The sequence below is a fragment of the Streptomyces sp. NPDC006879 genome, from assembly GCF_042869595.1.
Classification (GTDB): domain Bacteria; phylum Actinomycetota; class Actinomycetes; order Streptomycetales; family Streptomycetaceae; genus Streptomyces.
This window is the reverse complement of record NZ_JBIAGC010000021.1, coordinates 77,370-100,230: the sequence shown is the minus strand read 5'-3', so window position 1 is coordinate 100,230 and position 22,861 is coordinate 77,370. Positions and strand designations below refer to the sequence as shown.

Below are 22,861 nucleotides of genomic sequence, written 5' to 3'. Positions count from 1 at the left end.
TCCTACCCGCGTCGTGATGACCGGTCCAGTGGTGGTTACCGCGGAAGTCGTGACGACCGTGGTGGGGACCGTCCCTCGTACCCGCGCCGTGATGAGCGTGGTGGGGACCGTCCGTCGTACCCGCGTCGTGATGATGACCGCGGTGGTCGTCCCTCCAGTGGTGGTTACCGCGGAAGTCGTGACGACCGCGGCGGAGATCGTCCCTCCTACCCGCGTCGTGATGACCGGTCCAGTGGTGGTTACCGCGGAAGTCGTGACGACCGTGGTGGGGACCGTCCCTCGTACCCGCGCCGTGATGATGACCGCGGTGGTCGTCCCTCCAGTGGTGGTTACCGCGGAAGTCGTGACGACCGCGGCGGAGATCGTCCCTCCTACCCGCGCCGTGATGAGCGTGGTGGGGACCGTCCCTCGTACCCGCGTCGTGATGAGCGTGGTGGGGACCGTCCGTCGTACCCGCGTCGTGATGACCGGTCCAGTGGTGGTTACCGCGGAAGTCGTGACGACCGAGGTGGGGACCGTCCCTCGTACCCGCGTCGTGATGATGACCGCGGTGGTCGTCCCTCCAGTGGTGGTTACCGCGGAAGTCGTGACGACCGCGGCGCAGATCGTCCCTCCTACCCGCGCCGTGATGACCGGTCCAGTGGTGGTTACCGCGGCAACCGTGACGACCGAGGTGACCGGGGTGGTCACGGGCCTCGTGAGGACCGTGGCGGCTACGGTCGGCGCGATGACCGGGACCGGGAGCCGGTCAAGCGGCTGCCGATCGACGAGGACGTCACCGGCGACGAGATCGACCAGGACGTGCGCCAGGAGTTGCTGAGCCTGCCGAAGACCCTCGCTGAGGACGTCGCCCGGAACCTGGTGATGGTCGCGCGGCTCATCGACGAGGAGCCCGAGCAGGCCTATGCGTACTCGCGGATCGCGCTGCGGTTGGCTTCTCGGGTCGCCGCCGTGCGGGAGGCCGCAGGTTTCGCCGCGTACGCCACACAGAAATACAGCGAGGCACTCGCCGAGTTCCGGGCCGCCCGGCGGATGACTGGCTCGGTGGAGCTGTGGCCCGTCATGGCGGACTGCGAGCGTGGCATGGGCCGTCCCGAGCGGGCATTGGCGATGGCCGGCGAGCCGGAGGTGCAGAAGCTGGACAAGGCTGGTCAGGTGGAGATGCGACTGGTCGCGGCCGGTGCTCGGCGGGACATGGGGCAGCTTGACGCGGCGATCGTGACCTTGCAGAGCCCGGAGCTGGCTTCCAACTCGGTCCAGCCTTGGACCGCGCGTCTGCGTTACGCGTACGCCGACGCTCTGCTTGCAGCCGACCGTGAAGGGGAGGCGCGGGAGTGGTTCGCGAAGGCCCTTGAGGCCGACAAGGACGGCAGCACCGATGCGTCCGACCGGCTCGCCGAGATGGACGGAGTGGAGTTCGTCGACGCACTGGAGGGTGAGGAGGAGGCCGGAGCTGACCAGCCCGCGCCCGGCATCCGGGTCGAGGACCTGGGCGAGCCCGCGGAAGCGGAGGCCGAGGCGGAGGTGCAGGCCTCTGACGACGACGTCGAGGTGGCTGTGACTGCCGCGGTCGAGGACCTTGAAGAGAGCGACGAGGCGCCCGAGAACAAGAGCTGACGCTTCGGCACGGTGGTAACGGTTGAGGGCGACACCCGGTGGGTGTCGCCCTCAGCTGTTTTCCGGGAGGTCTTCAGCCGGTCAGGGCGCGGAGCACCAGACCGGTCGCCGGCTTGGGGCCGAAGGAAGTGGACTTCCGGGGCATGGTGACACCTTGCTGCGCCAGCTCGCGTACCACCTCTTCCCGCACCGGGTGGAGCAGCACCGCAGTGCCACCCAGCCGCTCGGCCTGCTCGACGGCTGCCTCGGTGTCGTGGATGTAGTTGACGTGCTCGGGCGAGTCGGGGACGTGCCAGACCTGCTCCAGCAGCGCCGCGTGCAGGACGGTCGCGTCCAGGGTTCGCCAGGCCTGTGGGCGGTCGTGGCGAACCGTACGGTCGACCAGCTCCGGTGCCGGGTGTGAGACCAGGTGGAAGCGTCCGTCGCCGGCGAGCAGGAAGGCGTTTCCTTCGGTGGCGGCCGAGGAGAGTTCTTCGAGTGCTGCCGCGAGGGGGCCTTCCACGGTGCGTACCTGGAAGGAGTCCGCCAGTGCATCGAGAGCTTGGGAGACCGGGAGTCGGCGCAGTAGTCGGTGGATGGCGCGGACCTGGAGGGGGTAGCGGGCCGTGTCGACCAGCAGGACGAGACCGAAGTCCCATGCGCCGGGCTCGTGATGCTCGTCCTGCAGGCGCAGGTAGGTGGCCCAACGGTGGTGGCCGTCGGCGATGAGGGCCTGCCGGTGGGCGAGGTCCCGGGTGGCCGCGGACTGTTCGGCCGGGTCGGTGACGGCCCAGAGCCGGTGGTTCACGCCGTCTTCGGTGGTGGTGGCCAGCAGGGGTTCGCTGGCCACGGCACGTTCGATGACCTCTTCGACGCCGTCCTCGTCCTGGCCACCGCGGTAGCTGAGGAGCAGGGGCTCCAGGTTGGCGTGGGTGGCGCGCATCAGGTCGGCACGGTCAGTCACCACGTGGGGCATGACGTCCTCGTGCGGCAGCACGATTCCGGCCTCGGCGGTGGAGAGCGCGAGGGCTCCGATGATGCCGCGCTGGAGTTGGTCGTCCTTGTTCTGCTCGTACACGTACAGCGCAGGTCTCGGGTCGGTGGCCAGCACGCCCTCGGCGAGCCAGTCGTGGAGGGTCTTCGCGGCCTGTTCGTTGCGGGCGGCCGGGGTCTCGGCCTGCGGGAGGATCAGGCGCACGATGTTGTGCGGGTCGGCGCATTCCAGGTGGTGCAGACCGTCGGGGCGGACCACCACGTCGTACGGGGGGGAGGTGACGGCGGCCAGGCTTCCGACCCTCTCCGCGACGTAGCGCAGTCCATGGAAGGGGATGAGATGTAGTCCCTGCTCCGTGTGCCCAGATGTGGTCATTGATGCATGGTAAATGTGCCCACTCGATGCGCGATGATCGGGGAGACGTATCGAACACGACGTTTGGGGCGAGGAGAGCCGATGAGTCGAGAGAGCAGGACGAGGCCTGCGGGCAGTGAACGGAATCTGCACGAGGCGTACGACACGGCACTGCTCGATCTCGACGGCGTGGTGTACGCGGGAGGGGAGGCGATCGAGCACGCGGTCGATTCCCTGGTGACGGCCAGGGACGGAGGCATGCATCTCGCGTACGTGACCAACAACGCCCTGCGCACCCCGCGGGCGGTCGCGGAGCATCTGACCGAGTTGGGCGTTCCAGCTGTGCCGGAGGAGGTCGTGACCTCGGCGCAGGCGGTGGCGCGGTTGATCTCCGAGCAGGTGCCGCAGGGCGCGCGGGTGCTGGTGATCGGTGGTGACGGGCTACGGGTCGCGCTGCGTGAGCGTGGGCTGGTGCCGGTGGAGTCGGCTGACGAGGACCCCGCCGCGGTCGTGCAGGGGTATGGAGGGCCGGATCTGGCGTGGGGGCGTTTCGCGGAGGCTTCCTACGCGATCGCGCGGGGAGTCCCCTGGTTCGCCTCCAACACCGACCTGACGATTCCGAGCCCACGGGGCATCGCGCCGGGCAATGGCGCCGCCGTGGAGGTGGTGCGGATTGCCACGGGCGCCGAACCGCAGGTCGCCGGGAAGCCGTTGCCCCCGATGCACCGGGAGACGATCTTGCGGACCAGGGCGCAGCGTCCTCTGGTGGTGGGCGACCGGCTGGACACGGACATCGAGGGGGCGTTCAACGGCGAGGTCGACTCGCTCCTGGTGCTGACCGGGGTGACGGACGGTGCGGCGCTGCTGGCCGCGGGACCGCGACACCGGCCCACCTACGTGGACGCGGACCTTCGGGGGCTGTTGACCGGGCAGCCGGAGGTGGTCGCGACGACGGAGGGTGATTGGCCTGGTGGGGCCGGGTGGCGCTGCGGGGCTTGGGTCGCCGGAGTGCAGCAGGACGTACTGGTGCTGAGTCTTTCCGCTACGTCCGATGGCGGTGCCGTGGCTGGGGCGACCGCGTTGGACGGGCTACGCGCCTTGTGCGCGGCGGCTTGGACGCATGCGGGAGATGGTGCCTGCACCTTGGAGTCGGGTAAGGCGCTAGGGCAGTTGGGGTTGTAAGGAGGGGCAGCGCCGTTGGTGATTGGAGGTCGCGGCTCCCCGTCGGCTGCTCAATCTTACCCCGACAAAAGGATAGGCTAGCCTAACCTCTGTGTTGGTTGAGAGTCCTCCCGAAGCGAGTACGGCCGTCAGCAGCGTGCCCCCTGGCCGCGGCGCGGCGCGTTTCCTCGGCCTGCTGGCCGCGTTGGCCGTCCTGGTGGTGATGGTGCTGGCCAGCGTCGCCGTGGGCGCCCATCCCACTCCTCTCGACGAGGTGTGGCACGGGCTCTTCCACTACTCGGGTACCCCGGCGGACGTGGTGGTGCGCGATACGCGGGTGCCCAGGACCGTACTCGGCCTGCTCGTCGGATCGGCCCTCGGCCTCTCCGGGGCGGTGATGCAGTCTCTGACCCGCAACCCGCTGGCCGAGCCCGGCATCCTCGGGGTGAACGCCGGGGCCGCGGCAGCGGTGGTCTCGGCCATCAGCTTCCTCGGCGCGACCTCGCTGAGTGAGTTCGTCTGGTACGCGCTCGGTGGTGCCGCGATCGTCTCGGGGGCGGTGTACGTCCTGGGCGGCGCCCGCGGTGCCACGCCGGTACGCCTCGCGCTCGCAGGCACGGCGGCCAGCGCCGCCCTGGTGGGTTACATCAACGCCGTGCAGCTGCTCGATGCCGCAGCGCTCGACAAACTGCGGTTTTGGACCGTGGGATCGCTGGCCTCCGCGAACATGGAGACCGTGTGGCAGGTCCTGCCCTTCCTCGGGGTGGGGTTGGTCCTCGCCCTGTCCCTGGGGCGGCCCCTGAATGCCATGGCGATGGGTGAGGACACGGCGCGGGCACTCGGCGCCCACATCACGCGCACCCGCATCAGCGCCATGGTCGCCATCACCTTGCTGTGCGGAGCCGCCACCGCGGCCTGCGGGCCGATCGTCTTCATAGGTCTGATGGTCCCGCACCTGGTCCTGGCGATCACCGGCCCCGACATGCGCTGGCTCCTGGCCTACTCGGCGGTGCTCTCGCCGGTGTTGCTGCTAGGCGCCGACATCGTGGGGCGGGTCATCACCCGTCCCGCCGAACTCCAGGTCGGCATCGTCACGGCCCTGGTCGGCGGGCCTGTCTTCATCCACCTCGTACGCCGCCGGAAGCTGGCCCAACTGTGAGCGTCCCAACGGCGGGCAAGGGCCCGCGAACCCGAGTGTTGCGCGGCCCGGGAGGCATATCGCTGCGCTTCGAAGCCAGAGCGGTCCTGGTCGGCGTCTGTCTGACGCTCCTCACGCTCGCCGCCGCCGTACTCCTCATCGGCACGGGGGACTTCCCGATAGCGCCGACGGACGTGGTGCGCACCCTCCTCGGCGACGGTGTTCCCGCGCACGAGTTCATCGTCAACGACCTGCGGCTCCCGCGGGCTCTGGTGGGCGTGTTGGTCGGTGGTTCCCTGGGCATGGCCGGCGCAGTCTTCCAGTCGGTCTCCCGTAATCCGCTGGGCAGCCCGGACGTCCTCGGGTTCGGCTACGGTTCGGCGGTCGGCGCGCTGGTCGTCATCGTCCTCGTCGGTGGCAATGCCGCCCAGGTCGCGCTCGGCGCTCTGATCGGTGGCCTCATCACCGGATGTGCCGTCTACGCACTCTCCTGGAAGCGGGGCATATCCGGCTATCGCATGGTGCTGGTCGGCATCGGGGTCTCCGCGATGCTGGTGGCCGCGGTCCAGTACCTGCTCACCAAAGCGCAGTACGTGGACGCGGCGAGGGCCACGGTGTGGCTGACGGGGTCGTTGTCCGGCCGGGACTGGAGTCAGGTCTGGCCGCTGGCCCTCACCTGCGCGGCGCTCTTCCCGTTGGTGCTGGGGCAGGGGCGTGCGCTACGGATGCTGGAGATGGGGGACGACGCGGCCTACGCCCTGGGAGTGCGGGTGGAACGCACCCGGCTGTTGCTGCTGCTGGCCGCCGTTCTCCTGACCACGGCAGCGAGCGCGGCGGCCGGCCCGATCTCCTTCGTCGCCCTGGCCGCGCCGCAGTTGGCCCGACGGCTCACCCGCTCCGCGGGCGCCAACTTGGTGGGCGCCGCCCTGATGGGTGCGGCACTGCTGCTGATCTCCGACTGGGCTTCGCAGCACGCTTTCGGCTCCGATCAGCTTCCGGTGGGCGTGGTGACCGGGCTCGTCGGCGGAATCTACCTGCTGTGGCTGCTGGTCACCGAGCGTAAAGCGGGGCGGATATGACCAGTGGCCCCCAGTGGTGGGGAGCAGACCGGGCCGGGCCGCAGGGCCGGAGTGGGCAGAGCCCGCGGCGCCGAAGCGAAGAACAAGGATCGACCGGATGGAGAGGGACCGAAGTGCAGCGGCTCACCGCGGAGGGCGTCACCCTCGGCTACGACCAGCGGACCATCGCCGAGAACCTGTCCATCCAGATCCCGGACCGGTCCTTCACGGTCATCGTCGGACCCAACGCATGTGGGAAATCGACGCTGCTGCGGGCCCTGGCGCGGATGCTCAAGCCGACCGCGGGGCGGGTGCTCCTCGACGGCCAGTCGATCTCCTCGCTGCCGGCCAAGCGGATAGCAAGGACCCTTGGGCTGCTCCCACAGTCCTCGGTCGCGCCGGACGGCATCACCGTGGCCGACCTGGTGGCCCGTGGGCGCTACCCGCACCAGGGGCTACTGCGGCAGTGGTCGCGCGAAGACGAGCGGATCGTGCAGGAGTCAATGGCCTCCACCGGGGTAGCCGAGCTCGCCGGACGCAGCGTGGACGAGCTGTCGGGCGGGCAGCGTCAGCGGGTCTGGATCGCCATGGCGCTGGCCCAGCAGACCCCGCTGTTGCTCCTGGACGAGCCCACCACCTATCTCGACATCCAGCACCAGCTCGATGTCCTGGACCTTTGCGCGGAGCTCCACGAGGCACAGGGGCGCACCCTGGTTGCCGTGCTCCACGACCTCAACCACGCGGCCCGCTACGCCACCCACCTCATCGCGATGCGCGGGGGCGAGGTCGTAGCCGAGGGCCCTCCCGGTGAGGTGGTGACCGCTGACCTGGTGGAACGGGTCTTCGGGCTGCGCTGCCAGATCATCGAGGACCCTCAGACAGGGACGCCGCTCGTGGTGCCGGCCGCGCGCCGCTCCCACTCGAAGGCCGGACGGGGCACCGAGGAGTCGATGGCGGCGCAGGGCGCAGCCGACTCCTCGGCGCGCTGACGTCACGGACATCGCTAGAGCAGCGTCCTGAGCCGAACCAGGTCCCGCAGGCCTGCCTCCAGCCTCACCCGGCCGGACGCCCATGCCTTGGCGAAGTGCAGGCGACCGTCCACGAGAGCCACCAGGTCCTCACCGGTCATTGACAGGCGGATCTGGGCTCTGGACGCTGGCGGGCCCGGGCTCGCGGCTGCCACCTGGATACGGCCGTCCGACATCCGTCCCGTGAAGGTGGTGTCCAAGTCGGTGATGTGGCAGCTCAAAGAGCGGTCCAGGGCGGCGGTGGTGCGCACCGCCCCATCGGCCCGGGCCAGATTGACGGACAGCTGGTCGAGTGCCGCTCGACACTCCTCGATGGTCGCCATTGGCCAGACCGTACCCCAGCGCGGTGTGGTGTGACCGGTAACCGAACACCGTGAAGGTTGCGCTTCGAGGTAGCGTCGGGGCATGAGTGAAACCTGGCCGGCCGGCGGCGACGGTGCCGATGGCACCGTGGAGCCGGCTGTACCCGAGCAGCCCACCGGGCCCGTGGGGCCGACTCCGCTGGGCGTGCCCCGCACTTCCACGGGCCGCCCCGAGGTGGACGCGCTGCTGGAGCGACTGGCCGATGCGGACCACCTGCCTGCGGAGGACCACCTCCAGGTGTACGAGGATGTAGACAGGGGGCTGCGTGCCGTGCTGACCGGGCTCGACGCACACCCCGCCTCAGAACCGCACGAAAACAGGAGCTGACCGATCGTGGCAGGAGTGGCACGCCGCCGCCTGGATGCAGAACTGGTACGCCGAAAGCTCGCTCGCTCACGCGAGCACGCCGGCCAGCTCATCGCGGCAGGCCGCGTCACCGTCGGCGGCAGCACCGCCACCAAGGCCGCCACCCAGGTGGAGACGAGCGCGGCGTTGGTCGTCCTCAAGGACGAGAGCGACCCCGACTACGTCTCGCGCGGGGGCCACAAGTTGGCCGGGGCTCTCGCCGCCTTCACCCCCCAGGGGCTCTCGGTGGCCGGGCGTCGGGCGTTGGACGCCGGCGCGTCGACCGGGGGTTTCACCGATGTGCTGCTGCGTTCGGGCGTCGGGCACGTCGTCGCTGTCGATGTGGGCTACGGGCAACTGGCCTGGTCCCTCCAGAGCGATGACCGCGTCACCGTCAAGGACCGGACCAACGTGCGTGAGCTGACGTTGGATCAGATCGATGGACTCCCGGTCGACCTGATCGTCGGCGACCTCTCCTTCATCTCGATCGGACTGGTGCTGCCCGCCCTGGTGAGCTGCGCGGCTCCCGACGCCGATCTGGTGTTGATGGTCAAGCCGCAGTTCGAGGTGGGCAAAGAGCGGCTCGGTAGCGGCGGAGTGGTCCGAAGCCCGGAGCTCAGGGCTGAAGCGGTTCGCGAGGTCGCTCGGCAGGCAGCCCAACTCGGCCTCGGCGTGCTCGGGGTGACGGCTAGTCCGCTTCCCGGACCGTCCGGGAACGTCGAGTACTTTCTGTGGCTCCGGGCGGGCGCACCCGAGCTCGACCCGGCGGACGTTGACCGTGCAGTGGCGGAGGGGCCGAGTTGACAACGACAACAGCAGCTACACGTACTGTCTTCCTGCTCGCGCATACCGGGCGGCCGGCTGCGATCCGCAGCGCCGAACTGGTCGTGCGCGGACTTCTGCGCTGCGGCCTCGGCGTGCGCGTACTGGCCCGGGAGGCGGCCGACCTGCCGCTGCCCGAGGAGGTCGAACTGGTGCCGGAGGAAGCAGCTGCCGAGGTGATGGGGAGCTGCGAGCTCCTGGTCGTGCTGGGAGGGGACGGGACACTGCTGCGCGGCGCCGACTTCGCCCGTACCTCCGGCGTGCCGATGCTGGGCGTGAACCTGGGCCGGGTCGGGTTTCTCGCCGAAGCCGAGCGCGATGACCTCGACAAGGTCGTCGACCGGGTGGTGACCCGGGCCTACGAGGTCGAGGAACGCATGACCATCGACGTCGTCGTGCGCAGCAACGGTGGCATCGTCCACCAGGACTGGGCACTGAACGAGGCGGCGGTGCAGAAGGTCTCACCTGAACGGATGCTTGAGGTGGTCCTTGAGATCGACGGACGCCCGGTGACCGGCTTCGGCTGTGACGGGATCGTCTGTGCCACACCGACCGGCTCGACGGCATACGCCTTCTCGGCGGGTGGCCCGGTGGTCTGGCCTGAGGTCGAGGCGCTGTTGATGGTGCCGATCAGCGCCCACGCGCTGTTCGCAAAGCCGCTCGTGACCTCGCCGACTTCGGTGCTGGCCGTGGAGGTCCAGCCTGGCACGCCGCACGGGGTGCTGTGGTGTGACGGCCGCCGCACCCTGCAACTCCCAGCCGGGGCGCGGGTGGAGGTTCGCAGGGGTAGCGTGCCGGTCCGGTTGGCCAGACTGCACCATGCCTCCTTCACCGACCGGCTGGTGGCGAAGTTCGCTCTGCCGGTGTCGGGATGGCGGGGGGCGCCGCACTGAGGGTTGGCCCGGATCCCCGGCCGTGTACGACGGCAGCCGGGGCGCGCCGATCCCGCAGGGTCAACGGGCGGCTTCGGCGCGTTGTTCTCCACTGGTTCCACGGCACCTCTGCGCCGTGGTTCCGGGCCACCCAGGTCACCTGTTCGTTGCCATGTGAAGGGTCGAGGTCACATGGCACACGGCAAACCTCGGTATCGTCGTCGCCGTGCTTGAGGAGATGCGGATACGGTCGCTGGGAGTCATCGACGACGCGGTGGTCGAGCTGTCGCCGGGGTTCACCGCGGTGACCGGTGAGACCGGCGCGGGCAAGACCATGGTCGTCACCAGTCTCGGGCTGCTGCTCGGTGGCCGGGCGGACCCGGCCCTGGTGCGGATCGGTGCCAGAGCCGCCGTCGTGGAGGGACGGATCGCACTGCCCGCGGGCGCTCCGGCGGCGGTACGCGCCGAGGAAGCCGGTGCGGAGCTGGACGAGGGCGCCCTGCTGATCAGCCGCACCGTATCCGCCGAGGGACGCTCGCGCGCCCACGTCGGCGGCCGGTCCGTTCCCGTTGGACTCCTAGGCGAGCTCTCGGACGACCTCGTCGCCGTGCACGGCCAGACCGATCAGCAGGGATTGCTGCGCCCGGCTCGGCAGCGACAGGCCCTCGATCGGTACGCCGGGGCCGCGGTGACGCTCCCGCTGGAGAAGTACGCCAGTGCCTACCAGCGGTTGCGGGCCGCGGCGACGGAGCTTGCCGAGCTGACCACCCGAGCCCGGGAGCGGGCCCAGGAGGCGGATCTGCTGCGTTTTGGCCTGGAGGAGATCGCCGCCGTCGAACCACTCCCCGGTGAGGACGCCGAGCTGGCGGCCGAGGCGGAGCGGTTGGGGCATGCGGAAGCTCTGGCCTCGGCAGCCGCGCTCGCGCACGCGGCCCTGGCCGGCAACCCGGAGGACCCCGAGGGCGTGGACGCCAACACCCTCGTCGGCAGCGCCCACCGCGCCTTGGAGGGCGTGCGTGCGCACGACGCGGCCCTCGGCGCGCTCGCCGAGCGGATCGGGGAGCTCCAGATCCTGCTGGCGGACGTGGCCGGCGACTTGGCCGGCTACGCCGACGACCTGGATGCGGATCCCCTGCGGCTGGCCGCCGTGGAGGACCGTCGCGCCGCTTTGACCCAGCTCACCCGCAAGTACGGGCACAGCACCGACGAGGTACTGGCGTGGAGCGAGCAGGGCGCGGCCCGGCTGGCTGAGCTGGAGGGCGATGACGACAGGATCGAGGAGCTCACCGCTGAGCGAGACGGCCTGCGGGTCGAGCTCGCAGGCCTCGCACAGGCGTTGACTGACGCCCGGACGGAGGCTGCGGCGCGTTTCGCCTCGGCCGTGACCTCGGAACTCGCCTCGCTGGCCATGCCGCACGCCCGAGTGAGCTTCGACGTCCGGCAGAACGAGGACGCGGACGGTATCGAGGTCGGCGGTCGGCGGGTGGCCTACGGCAGCTCCGGCGTGGACGAGGTCGAGCTTTTGCTGGCCCCCCATCCGGGCGCGCAGCCCAGAGCGATCGCCAAGGGTGCGTCCGGGGGCGAGCTGTCCCGGGTGATGCTCGCGGTCGAGGTGGTCTTCGCCGGGTCCGACCCGGTACCCACTTACCTGTTCGACGAGGTCGACGCCGGCGTGGGTGGTAAGGCGGCGGTGGAGGTCGGTCGGCGGCTCGCCAAGCTCGCCAAGTCCGCGCAGGTCGTGGTGGTCACGCATCTGCCGCAGGTGGCTGCCTTCGCCGACCGCCAGCTCTTGGTGGAGAAGACCAACGACGGTTCGGTCACCCGGAGCGGGGTCACCGTCCTGGAAGGCGAGGACCGCATCAGGGAACTGTCGCGGATGCTGGCCGGGCAGGAGGACTCGCAGACCGCCAGGGCACATGCCGAGGAGCTGCTGGCGTCAGCACGCGCCGACGTATGACCCGACAGAGTGGCGCAACGAAGTGACGCGTGATCGTGGGGTGTCACGGGTCGTACCGTGGTCTCGCATATAGCGTGTCACTTGGTTTTCCTATTGTTCGCCCGATCGAGTGAACAACCATGGTGGTCCGCTCCCAGAGGGTGGGCCCGTGTGGGTGATCCCGTATTTTCGACTGCCGGATCACGGCAGCGGCTTCGGCCGCTGCCAGCGCATCCCGCCTCCAGATGGGCCCCGGAAGGCACGTACGGGCTGGCATTCTGAGCGCAGGTCGGGCTTCGGGATGCGGATCGGTCCCAGCCCGATGTGCCCCGCCCCCACTCCGTCCCGACTCAGGAGCTTCGGCCACGTGAGCAGCACCCCGGCCCAGCCGTACGGCAAGGCCCCGTTGCGTACCGTCCAAGTACTGGGCGGCGGCAGTGCGGGCAGCAGCGTGCACGTTCGGTCGCTGTCGGCGGGGCTGGCCGCGCGCGGGGTGCGCGTCACCGTCTGTGCGCCCGTGGAAAGCGAAGGCGTGTACGACTTCACCGGTGCCGGTGCGCACTTCGCGCCCGTGCCTCGGCGCACCGGACCGGTCGCCGTGGCAGCCCTGCGCCAGGTGTGCACGGGCGCGGACGTCGTGCACGCCCATGGTCTGCAGGCCGCTGCCCGCGCCGCCGTGGCGGTGCACGGCCAGCGGGTCCCGCTCGTGGTCACATGGCACAGCCGGCCGTACGCTCAAGGAGCCCGGGCCCCTCTCGCCAGGCTGCTGGAGCGCCGAGTTGCCAGGGCTGCCGTCGTGGTCCTCGGTACCTCCTCGGACCTGGTCGACCGGGCGCGTTCGAGCGGTGCCAGGGACGCGCGTCTTGCTCCGGTCACGGTTCCGGCACCGCGCCGGGCGGCGAGTCCCGCTCAGCCGGACAAGACGCGGGCGGACCTGGGCGCCGTGGCGCGGCCGTTGCTCATCGCCGTCGGCAGCCTGGAGGCGCACCGGGGTTATGACACCCTCTTCGACGCGGCCCGCGCATGGTGCCGGCAGGATCCCGTACCCCTGTTGGTGATCGCGGGTGAAGGATCCAAGCGTGTCGCCCTGGCCCAACGGATCGAGGCGGAACAACTGCCCATCTGCCTGCTGGGGCGCCGCGAGGACGTCAGCGAACTCCTTGCCGTGGCGGACGTGGCGGTGCTGCCCAGCAGCTGGGAGTCCCGTTCGCTGCTGGCCCAAGAGGCACTGAGGGCGGGTGTTCCGCTGGTGGCCACTGCCGTGGGTGGGATTCCGGAACTGGTCGGGGACGCAGCCGTGCTCGTGCCCTACGCGAACGCTGCTGCACTGGCATCGGCGGTGTGCGGGCTGCTCGACGATCCTCAGCGGCGGGCCGGCTTGGCGAGCGCCGGACGTCGGCAGGCTGCCACCTGGCCCACCGAGGACGACACCGTGGCACAGGTGTTGTCCGTGTACGACGAACTGTCCGAGCGGGGCCGGGTAGGTCCCTAAGTCCGAGGCTGCCTCATCCGTCCACCGCGGCGGAACGGGGGCGGGCCCGCACATGGATCCGCTCGCCATGCTGTCCGAACAGGCTGAGGAACTCCACCGGCGCGTCACCGGCGTTCCCGAAGGCGTGTGACGTGCGGGTGTCGAACTCGGCGGCCTCCCCCGCGGTCAGTACCAGGTCCTGTTCGCCGAGAACCAGCCGCAGCCGCCCCGTCAGGACGTAGAGCCAGTCGTAGCCCTCGTGCGTCCGCCGCTCCAACTCCCCGGCCCGACCTCGGCCGGTTTCGATGATCTGCTTGAAGGCGTGGCGCCCGGTGCCCGAGTGGCGGGTGAGGGGGACGAAGGTGTGACCGTCACGGGTGAAGGGCCGAGCTGGAACCCTGGGGTCCGTGGCGGGCGGCGCCCCCACGAGGTCGTCGAGGGTGACCCGGTGCGCGGCGGCCAGCGGCAGGAGCAGCCCCAGGGTCGGTTTGCGCTGCCCCGACTCCAGGCGGGAGAGGGTGCTGACGGAGATGCCGGTGCTCCTGCTGAGGTGGGCCAGCGTCGTCTGCCGCTCCTGACGCAGGGCGCGCAACCGAGGACCAACACGGGCGAGGACGGACTGGGCCGCATCGTCGACAACCATCGTTCCATTTGCTGCTCTGGCAACACGGTTTGTCAACCGGCGCCAGGTGCGCGCACTGTCGTTCCAGGACGAGGAGCCGGGACGAACGAAGGGAATCCAGATGGTGGACAGCACTGCGGCCGAGACGAACGAGGAGTTCTGGGAGGCCCGCTATGCCGGCAGCACCTGTGTGTGGAGCGGGAACCCGAACCCCGCCCTGGTGCGGGAGACGGCCGATCTGACGCCCGGTCGCGCCCTTGACCTGGGGTGCGGAGAGGGCGGTGACGCCATCTGGCTGGCTCGGCAAGGTTGGCAGGTCACAGCCACCGACATCTCCCGCACGGCGCTCACCCGGGCCGCCGCACACGCGGCCGAAGCCGGTGTGGCCGACCGGATCGACTGGCAGCACCACGACCTGGCCCGTTCCTTCCCCGAGGGGTCCTTCGACCTCGTCTGCGCGCAGTTCCTGCACTCGCGCGCCGACGACATGCCGCGCGAGCAGATCCTGCGCAGCGCCGCCGCGACGGTCGGCCCGAAAGGAACGCTGCTGATCGTCGGGCACGGCGGGGTCCGGGTGTGGGAGCACGCTCCCGAAGGCGTGCGATTGCCCGCTCCGCAGGAGGTCCTGGGTGCGCTGGACCTGCCGGAGGAGCGTTGGGAGATGCTGGTCTGCGAGGAGTACGAGGTAGAGACACCCGGGCCGGAGGGTGAGCCGGTGAAGCGGACCGACAACACCGTCAAGGCGCGTCGCAGGGCCTGAGGCGCGGCCGGAGACCGGCGCCGCGGGTGGAGGTGTGCCCGGGCGCGCGGTCCCACGTGCGCGACCCGCCGCGGCACGCTCTTCGCCCCGCGCCTGCCCGGTCGCGCCGCGCGCCCTGCTCAGGAGACGTGGCGCCGGGCGCGCAAGGCCAGACTCAGCGCCAGCACTGTCTGCGGATCGTCGAGGTCGGTGCCCAGGAGTTCGCTGATGCGCGCCAGCCGGTTGTACAGGGTCTGCCGGTTCAAGTGCAGTTCCCGTGCCGTTTCGGCCTTGCGGCCCGCGTGTGCGAGGTACGTCTCCAAAGTGGGCAGCAACGGCGGGCGGGAAGCAGCGTCGTGCTGGCGCAACGGGCCGATCGCCCGGTCCACGAAGGCCGCGAGGTCGGGGTGCTCCCGCAACCGCCACAACAACAGGTCGATGTCCAGCCGCCTGGCGTCGAACCAGGGCCGGTCGGGCAGCCCCTGCGCGGCTGTGGCGGTCTCCGCCGCGTGCCGCAGACCTGCGGAGGCAGTCGCCCAACCGCCGGGTACGCCGACCACCACCACCGGTGGCTGGGTCCCGGCGTGCGCCAAACCGGCGCGCTCCACCCCGGCGCGCAGCGCGGCAGCCACCCGGTCGGCCACCGCCGCTCGTTCCGACTCCGTACGGAGCCCCAACAGGACGGGCACCCGTCCCTCCACCGGGCGTACCCCGAACAGGGCGGGGACCCCGGCCGAGGAGAGTTCCTCCAAGACGGCCCGAGCCAGTACGGACCAGTTTCCCGCCACCCCCAGATCGGTGGTCAGCCGCATCACCACCGGGAGGAGCGGGCCCTCGCCGGGTCTGAAGCCGAGCACCTTGGCCTGGGCCGGGGCGTCGTCGGACCGGATCCTGCCCTCGGCCAGGTCGGTGAGGAAGTCACCGCGGCCACGCGCGGCCAGTTCTTCCTCCTGTCTCGCCTGCATCAGCACCACGGCCAGCACCCCTGCGGCCCGCTCGGCTGCCATCCGGTGCAAGGGGGACAGCGGACCGGCCACGGCGAGCAGCACCAACCGTGCCCGTACCGAACCAGAGCCGTGCCCGCCGCCCGGTACGTCGACCAGGACCGCGTTGGCCGGCGGGCCCTCTTCCCGCGAGGTCCGCCCACCGCGCAGGCCCTCCCACACCTGGAGCGGGTCAGCCCCCGTGTCCCCGGCTCCTCCCGCTGCGTAAAGGAGTTGCCCGTCCGGGGTCTCCAAGAAGACCGGGTTTCCGGTGAAGTCGGAGAGGATGCGGAGCACCTGGGGGATGCCGCCACCGCCGAGCAGCGCCTGGGTGCAGCGCCGGTGGACCTCCTCGGCGCGCTGCAAGAGGGCGTAGTGACCGTTGACGATCTCGGTGTGGATCTCCTCGGTGACCGTCACGAAAGGCACCTCTCGGTGCAGCGCCACCACCGGTAGGCCGGCTCCCTGCGCGGTCTCCACGATCGTGGCCGGCAGTCTCGTGAAGCGCGGCCCGAGCTCCACGACGAGGGCGGCGATGTTGCGCTCGGCGAGCCGGCGGACGAAGGCGCGTTGCTCGGCGGGGCGAGTGCCCAGGCCCAGGCCCGTGGTCAGCAGGAGTTCGCCGCCCTTGAGGAGGGAGGCGATGTTCGGCACCTCACCCGCGTGCACCCACCGCACGGTCCGTCCCAAGCGGTCAGCGCAGGCCACCACCTCCGGAAGCCCGCCGCGCAGTCCTGGAAGTTCCAGCGCCCGCTGCACCGTGATCCCGCCCTGATCGTCCATGTCGCGGGACGCTACCAGGGGTAGCACACGGGGTTCCGGCCGGAGGCCGGCCGCCTCGGGTTCACGCCGGGGTGATGTTGTGGTTGAAGCGGAACACGTTGTCGGGGTCCCATTCGGCTTTGACCGTCGCGAGGCGTCGCAGGTTCTCCTCGCCCATACCGGCAGCCACCCGCTGCTCGCCCTCGTCGCCGGTGAAGTTCAGGTAGACCGCGCCGGTGGCCCATGCTCCCACGTCGGCCCGTACGTCCTTCACCCACTGGATGGCCCGCTCGTCGTCCGCCGGGTCTTCCCAGGCCGCGAAGGGGTGGACGGCCCAGGGTGCGTCGCGGAAGGCCACCGGGTACTCGGCGGGACCGCTGGCGATCGCCCCACCCTGCGGGAAGAGGACGTGTTGGGTCGCGCTGGGCACCGGCATGCTGTCGGCGCGGGCGCAGAAGACATCGACGAGTTCGTCGGGCAGGCCCGTGAGGTACTCGGCAGACCAGTAGTTCCGCATGCCCGGAGGGTCGTCCAACATGCATTGCAGGTCGGCGTACGCGGTGGCGGTGACCACCTCCACCTCGTGCGGCAGCGCCAGCAGCGGCCCGGCCAGTGTGCGCATCTCCTCCTCGGTACCGGCGTAGGTCAGCACCACCCCCGTCAGTAGTGTGCCGACGAGGTGCTCCGGTACGAACTCCTCCGGTGGGCCGGTCAGGTAGATCACACCGCCGCTGGCCTCCGGCGGCCCGTTCTCGATGGTGTCCCGGTACAGGCGGACGACCTCGGGCCCAGACTCCGGTGGGTAGAGGACCAACGCGAAGGCCATGGAGGGTAGTTCGTGCAGCCGCAGAGTCAGGGCCGTGACCACGCCGAAGTTCCCGCCGCCGCCGTGCAGGGCCCAGAAGAGCTCGGGGTTCTCCTGGGCGTCGGCCGTCACCGTGCGCCCGTCGGCGGTGACCAGTTCCACACCCAGCAGGTTGTCCACGGCCAGCCCGAACTTCCGGTCCAGCCAGCCGCTTCCGCCCCCGAGCACGAACCCGGCGACTCCCGTGGTCGAGACCCGGCCGCCGGTGGTCGCGAGGCCGTACGGCTCCGTGGCCCGGTCCAGGTGGGTCATCTTCGCGCCGCCGGCGAGCCGCACGGCCTTGGCGCCTGGGTGGACCGTCACCTCGTGCATCCTGCGCATGTCGATCACGAGGCCGTTGTCGTTGGAGCCCATCCCGGCGACGCTGTGGCCGCCTCCGCGCACTGCTATGGGCAGATCGAGGTTCCGTCCGAAGCGCACCGCACGGACCACGTCGGGTACGTCGGCACACTGTGCGATGACCGCCGGGTGTCTGTCGGTCATCGAGTTGTGCAGCGCGCGTACCTCGTCGTACTCGGGGTCCCCGGGGGCGTAGACCACGCCACTCAGGTCTTCACGGAGCTCGGTGAGGGCCGTGCTCGCCTTGGAGAGGGGAGCCATGAGTGCCCCCTTCCTGCCGGGGCAACAGAATCGTTTCCAGCCTAGACGGATCGGGCCCGGAGGGCGCGCCGGAACGTGTGCCCCCCGGGCCGGCTGGCCCGTGCGGGTCTGGGCTCAGCCGCCGTACGCGCCGCTGGCCGTCAACCGCAGCGCCGTGTCGATCAGCGGCACATGGCTGAAGGCCTGCGGGAAGTTGCCCACCTGACGCTGGAGTCGGGGGTCCCACTCTTCGGCGAGCAGCCCCAGGTCGTTGCGCAGGGCCAGCAGCTTCTCGAAGAGGCGACGCGCCTCGTCCACCCGCCCGATCATCGCGAGATCGTCCGCCAGCCAGAAGGAACAGGCGAGGAAGGCGCCTTCGTCCCCTTCGAGACCGTCCACGCCCGCCTCCTCGCCGGCCGTCGGATAGCGCAGGATGAACCCGTCGGGTGTGGACAGCTCGCGCTGGATCGCCTCGATGGTGCCGATCACCCGCTTGTCGTCCGGCGGCAGGAAGCCCATCTGCGGGATCAGCAGCAGCGAGGCGTCCAGTTCACGCGAGCCGTAGGACTGGGTGAAGGTGTTGCGCTCGGGGTCGTAGCCCTTCTCGCACACGTCCCGGTGGATGTCCTCACGCAGTTCGCGCCACCGTTCCAGTGGGCCGTCGGCGTCTTTGGACTCGATCAGTTTGATCGTCCGGTCGACGGCCACCCAGGCCATCACCTTGGAGTGCACGAAGTGCCGGCGCGGGCCTCGGACCTCCCAGATCCCCTCGTCGGGCTCGTCCCAGTGGTCCTCCAGGTACCGGATCAACTTCAGTTGGAGCAGGGCGGCGTAGTCGTTGCGGGCGAGGCCCGTCATATGGGCCAGGTGGAGCGCCTCGGTGACCTCGCCGTACACGTCGAGTTGGAGCTGGTGGGCGGCGCCGTTGCCGATGCGCACCGGACGCGAGCCCTCGTAGCCGGGCAGCCAGTCCAGTTCGGTCTCACCCAGCTCGCGTTCGCCCGCGATGCCGTACATGATCTGGAGGTTCTCCGGGTCGCCGGCGACCGCACGCAACAGCCAGTCCCGCCACGCCCGGGCTTCCTCGCGGTAGCCGGTGCGCAGCATCGACGACAGCGTGATCGCCGCGTCACGCAGCCAGGTGTAGCGGTAGTCCCAGTTGCGGACGCCGCCGATCTCTTCCGGCAACGAGGTGGTGGGCGCCGCCACGATCCCCCCGGTCGGCGCGTAGGTGAGCGCCTTAAGCGTGATCAGCGAGCGGATCACGGCTTCCCGGTACGGGCCGTGGTAGGTGCAGTGCTCCACCCACTCCCGCCAGAAGTCTCGGGTCGCCTCCAGGGCTCCTTCGGGTTCGGGGAGGGCGGGCGGTTCGCGGTGCGAGGCCTGCCAGCTGATGGTGAAGGCGATGCGCTCGCCCGGCGCCACGGTGAAGTCCGCGTAGGTGGTGAGGTCCTTGCCGTAGGTGGCCGTGGTGCTGTCCAGCCACACCGAGTCCGGTCCCGCGACGGCGACGGTACGCCCGTCCACTTTGTGCACCCAGGGCACCACTCGCCCGTAGCTGAAGCGCATGCGCAGCGCCGAGCGCATCGGCACGCGACCGCTGACCCCCTCGACGATCCTGATCAACTGGGGAGCGCCGGCGCGCGGGGGCATGAAGTCGGTCACCCGGACCGTTCCCCGTGGCGTGTCCCACTCAGATTCCAGGATCAGCGAGTCCCCGCGGTAGCGGCGGCGGTTCGCGCGCGCGGGCCCGGCGCCCGTGGCGCCCACGGGACCGATTCGCCAGAAACCGTGCTCCTCGGTGCCCAGCAACGCCGCGAAGATGGCGTGAGAGTCGAATCGGGGTAGACACAACCAGTCCACCGCGCCGTCCATACCGACCAGCGCTGCGGTCTGCATGTCCCCGATCAATGCGTAATCCTCGATGCGCCCGGCCACGTGCATCTCCGTCCTACGGCCACGTCCGCCCCGGCGGGGGCGATCACTTCGCAGTCAAGGATCGTTGACTGCGATCCTTGTTCGCGCTTGTTTCCGGAGCGGGCGGGGTGTTGCCGTTCGCCGGCCTGCCCGGCAGCGGATGTCCGAGCAGGATACGTCGCACCCTAGTGATCTACAGGAGTGTCCGGGCAACTGCGACTCCACCGATCGGGTGGGCCCACAGCGGATGATCGACTGTGCGATCGCCCCGAGGGTACCGGCGTGCCGCCCACTGGGCAGGAAGCGCACTGTCCGGGTCGCTGATAGGCTGGTACCCCGTGGACCGGTGGTCGGCCTGTGAAATCCAGGGGCCCCGAAACCGCAGCGACGGCACCCCCCGAAACACCCCGGGCAGGCGCTGGACGCACTTCAACTCAGCGACCACGGGAGCCCCCTCTTGGCGATGCCGCCCAAATCCATGACGACCAAGCACATCTTCGTCACCGGAGGTGTCGCTTCCTCCCTCGGCAAGGGCCTCACGGCCTCCAGCCTGGGTGCGCTCCTCAAGGCGCGCGGTCTTCGGGTCACGATGCAGAAGCTCGACCCGTACCTCAACGTCGATCCTGGCACGATGAACCCGTTCCAGCACGGCGAGGTCTTCGTCACCAACGACGGTGCCGAGACCGACCTGGACATCGGCCACTACGAGCGTTTCCTCGACGTGGACCTCGACGGCTCGGCGAACGTCACCACCGGCCAGGTCTACTCCACCGTGATCGCCAAGGAGCGCCGCGGCGAGTACCTCGGTGACACCGTGCAGGTCATCCCGCACATCACCAACGAGATCAAGCACCGCATCCGACGGATGGCGACCGACGACGTCGACGTGGTCATCACGGAGGTCGGGGGGACGGTCGGCGACATCGAGTCGCTGCCCTTCCTGGAGACCGTCCGCCAGGTGCGCCACGAAGTCGGCCGAGACAACGTTTTCGTCGTGCACATCTCGCTGCTGCCCTACATCGGCCCCTCCGGCGAGCTGAAGACCAAGCCGACCCAGCACTCGGTCGCGGCGCTGCGGAACATCGGTATCCAGCCGGACGCGATCGTGCTGCGGGCCGACCGTGAGGTGCCCACCTCCATCAAGCGCAAGATCTCGCTGATGTGCGACGTGGACGAGGCCGCGGTGGTCGCCGCCATCGACGCGAAGTCGATCTACGACATCCCGAAGGTGCTGCACACCGAGGGACTCGACGCCTATGTGGTGCGCAAGCTCGACCTGCCGTTCCGCGACGTGAACTGGACGGTCTGGGAAGACCTCCTGGACCGGGTCCACAACCCTGACCACGAGGTCACCGTCGCACTGGTCGGCAAGTACATCGACCTTCCGGACGCCTACCTGTCGGTGACGGAGGCCCTGCGTGCCGGTGGGTTCGCCAACAAGGCCCGCGTCAAGGTCAAGTGGGTCACCTCCGACGAGTGCAGGACGCCGGCCGACGCGGCCCGACAGCTCGCCGACGTGGACGCGATCTGCATCCCCGGTGGCTTCGGGGACCGTGGAGTGAACGGCAAGGTCGGCGCGATCACCTTCGCCCGGGAGAACAAGGTTCCGCTGCTGGGCCTGTGCCTGGGCCTGCAGTGCGTGGTCATCGAGGCCGCGCGCAACCTGTGTGGCATCCGGGACGCGAACTCCACCGAGTTCGACGCCGGCACCGGCCATCCGGTGATCTCCACGATGGCCGAGCAGTTGGACATCGTTGCTGGCGAAGGTGACATGGGCGGCACGATGCGGCTGGGCATGTACCCGGCCAAGCTCGCCGAGGGATCCATCGTGCGCGAGGTCTACGGCGACCAGCCGTACGTGGAGGAGCGCCACCGTCACCGCTACGAGGTCAACAACGCGTACCGCTCGGAGCTGGAGAAGAAGGCCGGGATCCTGTTCTCCGGCACTTCTCCGGACAACAAGCTGGTGGAGTACGTCGAGTACCCGCGCGAGGTGCACCCCTACCTGGTGGCCACCCAGGCCCACCCGGAGCTGCGCTCGCGTCCGACCCGTCCGCACCCGCTGTTCGCCGGTCTGGTGAAGGCGGCCGTGGAGCGCCAACGCGCCGCCAAGTAGCCGGATACGGTGGGCAACCGGGACTCGATGGGGCTGTGAGCCGGAAGGGTTCGCCGGACCGCGCGAGCGCGGCCGGTGAGCCCTTCCGTTCGTGGACCGTGGGTCAGGTCCCGGCTGTTTCGCGTGATGTTCTCCGAAAGGTGTGCCATGCAGATCAAGGACACGGCCGAGGCCTGGCAGGTCACGGCGTCGGTGACGCCGTTCCGTGGAGCCAAGACCTCCGTGCGTTCGGAGGACGTGGTGATGCCTGACGGCAGCGTCGCCCGTCGTGACTACCAGGTGCACCCGGGTTCGGTGGCCGTGGTGGCCCTGGACGAGGAGGACCGGGTGCTGGTGCTCAAGCAGTACCGTCATCCGGTGCGCCACAAGTTGTGGGAGATTCCAGCCGGCCTGTTGGACGTGCCGGGGGAGAACCCGCTGCATGCGGTCCAGCGGGAGTTGTACGAGGAGGCGCACGTCGAGGCCGAGGACTGGCGGGTGCTGGTTGACGTGTTCACCTCGCCTGGGGGTACGGACGAGGCCGTACGGATCTATCTCGCCCGTAACCTCTCCGAGGCCGAGGGCGAGCGTTTCGAGGTCTCGCAGGAGGAGGCCGACATGGAGTTGGCGCGCGTCCCGCTGGTCGATCTGGTCCGCGCGGTGCTTGGTGGCGAGATCCACAACAACTGCCTTGCCGTGGGTGTGCTGGCGCTGGCCGCCGCGCGCGGCGGTGAGGGTGTGGAGGCTTTGCGGCCGGCCCTGGCCCCCTGGCCGGCGCGCCCATACGAGGCCTAGCACCCTCTTCATCGGCGGTGTGACCATCGGCTGATCCGATTGGGCGATGTGTCCGCCACGCTCCACACGGTTCGTCGCTCTGCGTGAACTACGCTCGGTTTTCCCGACCGGGCCCCCGGCGGGCTCTGGCGCTGCAGGGGAAGGAGCGTGGGCCGTGACGGACCAGGCCCTGGACACCAATGGCCCGATCGGCCCCTCGGGGTCCGCCGATCAGGCGCGGTCCGCCAAGACCGAGCCTGAAGCCGGCGAACCGATCGACACGTCCGTTGTTTCCCGGCCGGAACCGGCCGAGGACGAACCGGCAGCGGGCGAGGCAGCGCAGTCCTGTCCACCCGATGCCGCCACGGTCACGGCCGCCGGCACCGC

The 22,861-nt window shown here is 70.1% G+C and carries 19 protein-coding genes and 1 pseudogene; 14 read left to right on the top strand and 6 right to left on the bottom strand.

The genetic code is table 11. The features are described from left to right. Together ACFYMC_RS17830 and ACFYMC_RS17825 are read left to right on the top strand one after the other, a co-directional pair. Window positions 1-820 (top strand): annotated as a pseudogene (locus ACFYMC_RS17830) (hypothetical protein); the annotation flags it as partial. Next, window positions 802-1,617 carry a hypothetical protein gene (locus ACFYMC_RS17825; protein ID WP_388525660.1) on the top strand — a complete coding sequence of 272 codons (816 nt, stop codon included), beginning with the start codon at window positions 802-804 and terminating at the stop codon, window positions 1,615-1,617. The pseudogene ACFYMC_RS17830 and the gene ACFYMC_RS17825, both read left to right, overlap by 19 nt. A 73-nt stretch (window positions 1,618-1,690) precedes the next feature. On the opposite strand, the gene ACFYMC_RS17820 is transcribed toward ACFYMC_RS17825, so the two are convergent. Next, the gene (locus tag ACFYMC_RS17820) at window positions 1,691-2,965 is read right to left on the bottom strand and encodes a DUF1015 family protein (protein ID WP_388525657.1); all 1,275 of its coding nucleotides are present in this window, start codon (window positions 2,963-2,965) and stop codon (window positions 1,691-1,693) included. Between the two features lie 81 nt (window positions 2,966-3,046). Here ACFYMC_RS17820 and ACFYMC_RS17815 point away from each other — a divergent pair, with 81 nt between their 5' ends. The 4 genes from ACFYMC_RS17815 to ACFYMC_RS17800 all read left to right on the top strand — a co-directional run bounded on the left by ACFYMC_RS17815 (window position 3,047) and on the right by ACFYMC_RS17800 (window position 7,290). Further along, entirely contained in the window at window positions 3,047-4,126 is a 1,080-nt protein-coding gene (locus ACFYMC_RS17815) for an HAD hydrolase-like protein (protein ID WP_388525655.1), read from the top strand. 91 nt (window positions 4,127-4,217) lie between these two features. After that, window positions 4,218-5,264, top strand: coding sequence for a FecCD family ABC transporter permease (locus tag ACFYMC_RS17810; protein WP_388525652.1), 1,047 nt, complete (start codon window positions 4,218-4,220; stop codon window positions 5,262-5,264). Then, window positions 5,261-6,322: a FecCD family ABC transporter permease gene (locus ACFYMC_RS17805; protein ID WP_388525649.1), complete on the top strand. Its 1,062-nt coding sequence runs from the start codon at window positions 5,261-5,263 to the stop codon at window positions 6,320-6,322. Before ACFYMC_RS17810 ends, ACFYMC_RS17805 begins: the two co-directional genes overlap by 4 nt. Window positions 6,323-6,435: 113 nt before the next feature. Then, window positions 6,436-7,290, top strand: coding sequence for an ABC transporter ATP-binding protein (locus ACFYMC_RS17800; protein ID WP_388525646.1), 855 nt, complete (start codon window positions 6,436-6,438; stop codon window positions 7,288-7,290). Between the two features lie 14 nt (window positions 7,291-7,304). On the opposite strand, the gene ACFYMC_RS17795 is transcribed toward ACFYMC_RS17800, so the two are convergent. Further along, window positions 7,305-7,652: an SCP2 sterol-binding domain-containing protein gene (locus ACFYMC_RS17795; protein WP_388525643.1), complete on the bottom strand. Its 348-nt coding sequence runs from the start codon at window positions 7,650-7,652 to the stop codon at window positions 7,305-7,307. Between the two features lie 82 nt (window positions 7,653-7,734). On the opposite strand from ACFYMC_RS17795, the gene ACFYMC_RS17790 reads away from it, so the two are divergent. From ACFYMC_RS17790 to ACFYMC_RS17770, 5 genes are all read left to right on the top strand, one after another. After that, window positions 7,735-8,019: a hypothetical protein gene (locus ACFYMC_RS17790; RefSeq protein WP_388525639.1), complete on the top strand. Its 285-nt coding sequence runs from the start codon at window positions 7,735-7,737 to the stop codon at window positions 8,017-8,019. A 6-nt stretch (window positions 8,020-8,025) separates the two neighbouring features. After that, window positions 8,026-8,841 (top strand): TlyA family RNA methyltransferase, encoded by an 816-nt coding sequence (locus ACFYMC_RS17785; RefSeq protein ID WP_388525636.1) that lies wholly within the window; start codon window positions 8,026-8,028, stop codon window positions 8,839-8,841. Next, window positions 8,838-9,752, top strand: coding sequence for an NAD kinase (locus ACFYMC_RS17780; RefSeq protein ID WP_388525633.1), 915 nt, complete (start codon window positions 8,838-8,840; stop codon window positions 9,750-9,752). The genes ACFYMC_RS17785 and ACFYMC_RS17780 overlap by 4 nt, the downstream gene beginning before the upstream one ends. A 193-nt stretch (window positions 9,753-9,945) precedes the next feature. Beyond that, window positions 9,946-11,688 (top strand): DNA repair protein RecN, encoded by a 1,743-nt coding sequence (gene recN / locus ACFYMC_RS17775; RefSeq protein ID WP_388525683.1) that lies wholly within the window; start codon window positions 9,946-9,948, stop codon window positions 11,686-11,688. A 301-nt stretch (window positions 11,689-11,989) separates the two neighbouring features. Continuing rightward, entirely contained in the window at window positions 11,990-13,159 is a 1,170-nt protein-coding gene (locus tag ACFYMC_RS17770; protein WP_388525680.1) for a glycosyltransferase family 4 protein, read from the top strand. 13 nt (window positions 13,160-13,172) lie between these two features. Here the strand turns inward: ACFYMC_RS17770 and ACFYMC_RS17765 are convergent, their stop codons facing one another. Continuing rightward, window positions 13,173-13,781 (bottom strand): XRE family transcriptional regulator, encoded by a 609-nt coding sequence (locus tag ACFYMC_RS17765; RefSeq protein ID WP_388525630.1) that lies wholly within the window; start codon window positions 13,779-13,781, stop codon window positions 13,173-13,175. A 100-nt stretch (window positions 13,782-13,881) separates the two neighbouring features. Between ACFYMC_RS17765 and ACFYMC_RS17760 the strand changes: the two genes are divergently transcribed. Beyond that, on the top strand, window positions 13,882-14,520 hold the full coding sequence (locus ACFYMC_RS17760; protein WP_388525628.1) for a class I SAM-dependent methyltransferase: 639 nt from the start codon (window positions 13,882-13,884) through the stop codon (window positions 14,518-14,520). A gap of 119 nt (window positions 14,521-14,639) precedes the next feature. On the opposite strand, the gene ACFYMC_RS17755 is transcribed toward ACFYMC_RS17760, so the two are convergent. The 3 genes from ACFYMC_RS17755 to ACFYMC_RS17745 all read right to left on the bottom strand — a co-directional run bounded on the left by ACFYMC_RS17755 (window position 14,640) and on the right by ACFYMC_RS17745 (window position 19,632). Continuing rightward, window positions 14,640-16,265 (bottom strand): PucR family transcriptional regulator, encoded by a 1,626-nt coding sequence (locus tag ACFYMC_RS17755; protein WP_388525625.1) that lies wholly within the window; start codon window positions 16,263-16,265, stop codon window positions 14,640-14,642. A gap of 61 nt (window positions 16,266-16,326) precedes the next feature. Beyond that, window positions 16,327-17,709: an FAD-binding oxidoreductase gene (locus tag ACFYMC_RS17750; RefSeq protein WP_388525622.1), complete on the bottom strand. Its 1,383-nt coding sequence runs from the start codon at window positions 17,707-17,709 to the stop codon at window positions 16,327-16,329. A 114-nt stretch (window positions 17,710-17,823) separates the two neighbouring features. Next, window positions 17,824-19,632: a glycoside hydrolase family 15 protein gene (locus ACFYMC_RS17745; protein WP_388525619.1), complete on the bottom strand. Its 1,809-nt coding sequence runs from the start codon at window positions 19,630-19,632 to the stop codon at window positions 17,824-17,826. A gap of 436 nt (window positions 19,633-20,068) precedes the next feature. Between ACFYMC_RS17745 and ACFYMC_RS17740 the strand changes: the two genes are divergently transcribed. Together ACFYMC_RS17740 and ACFYMC_RS17735 are read left to right on the top strand one after the other, a co-directional pair. Beyond that, window positions 20,069-21,721: a CTP synthase gene (locus ACFYMC_RS17740; protein WP_388525617.1), complete on the top strand. Its 1,653-nt coding sequence runs from the start codon at window positions 20,069-20,071 to the stop codon at window positions 21,719-21,721. A gap of 147 nt (window positions 21,722-21,868) precedes the next feature. Then, window positions 21,869-22,495, top strand: a complete 627-nt coding sequence (locus ACFYMC_RS17735) for an NUDIX domain-containing protein (RefSeq protein ID WP_388525614.1) — start codon at window positions 21,869-21,871, stop codon at window positions 22,493-22,495. Window positions 22,496-22,861 lie beyond the last annotated feature (366 nt).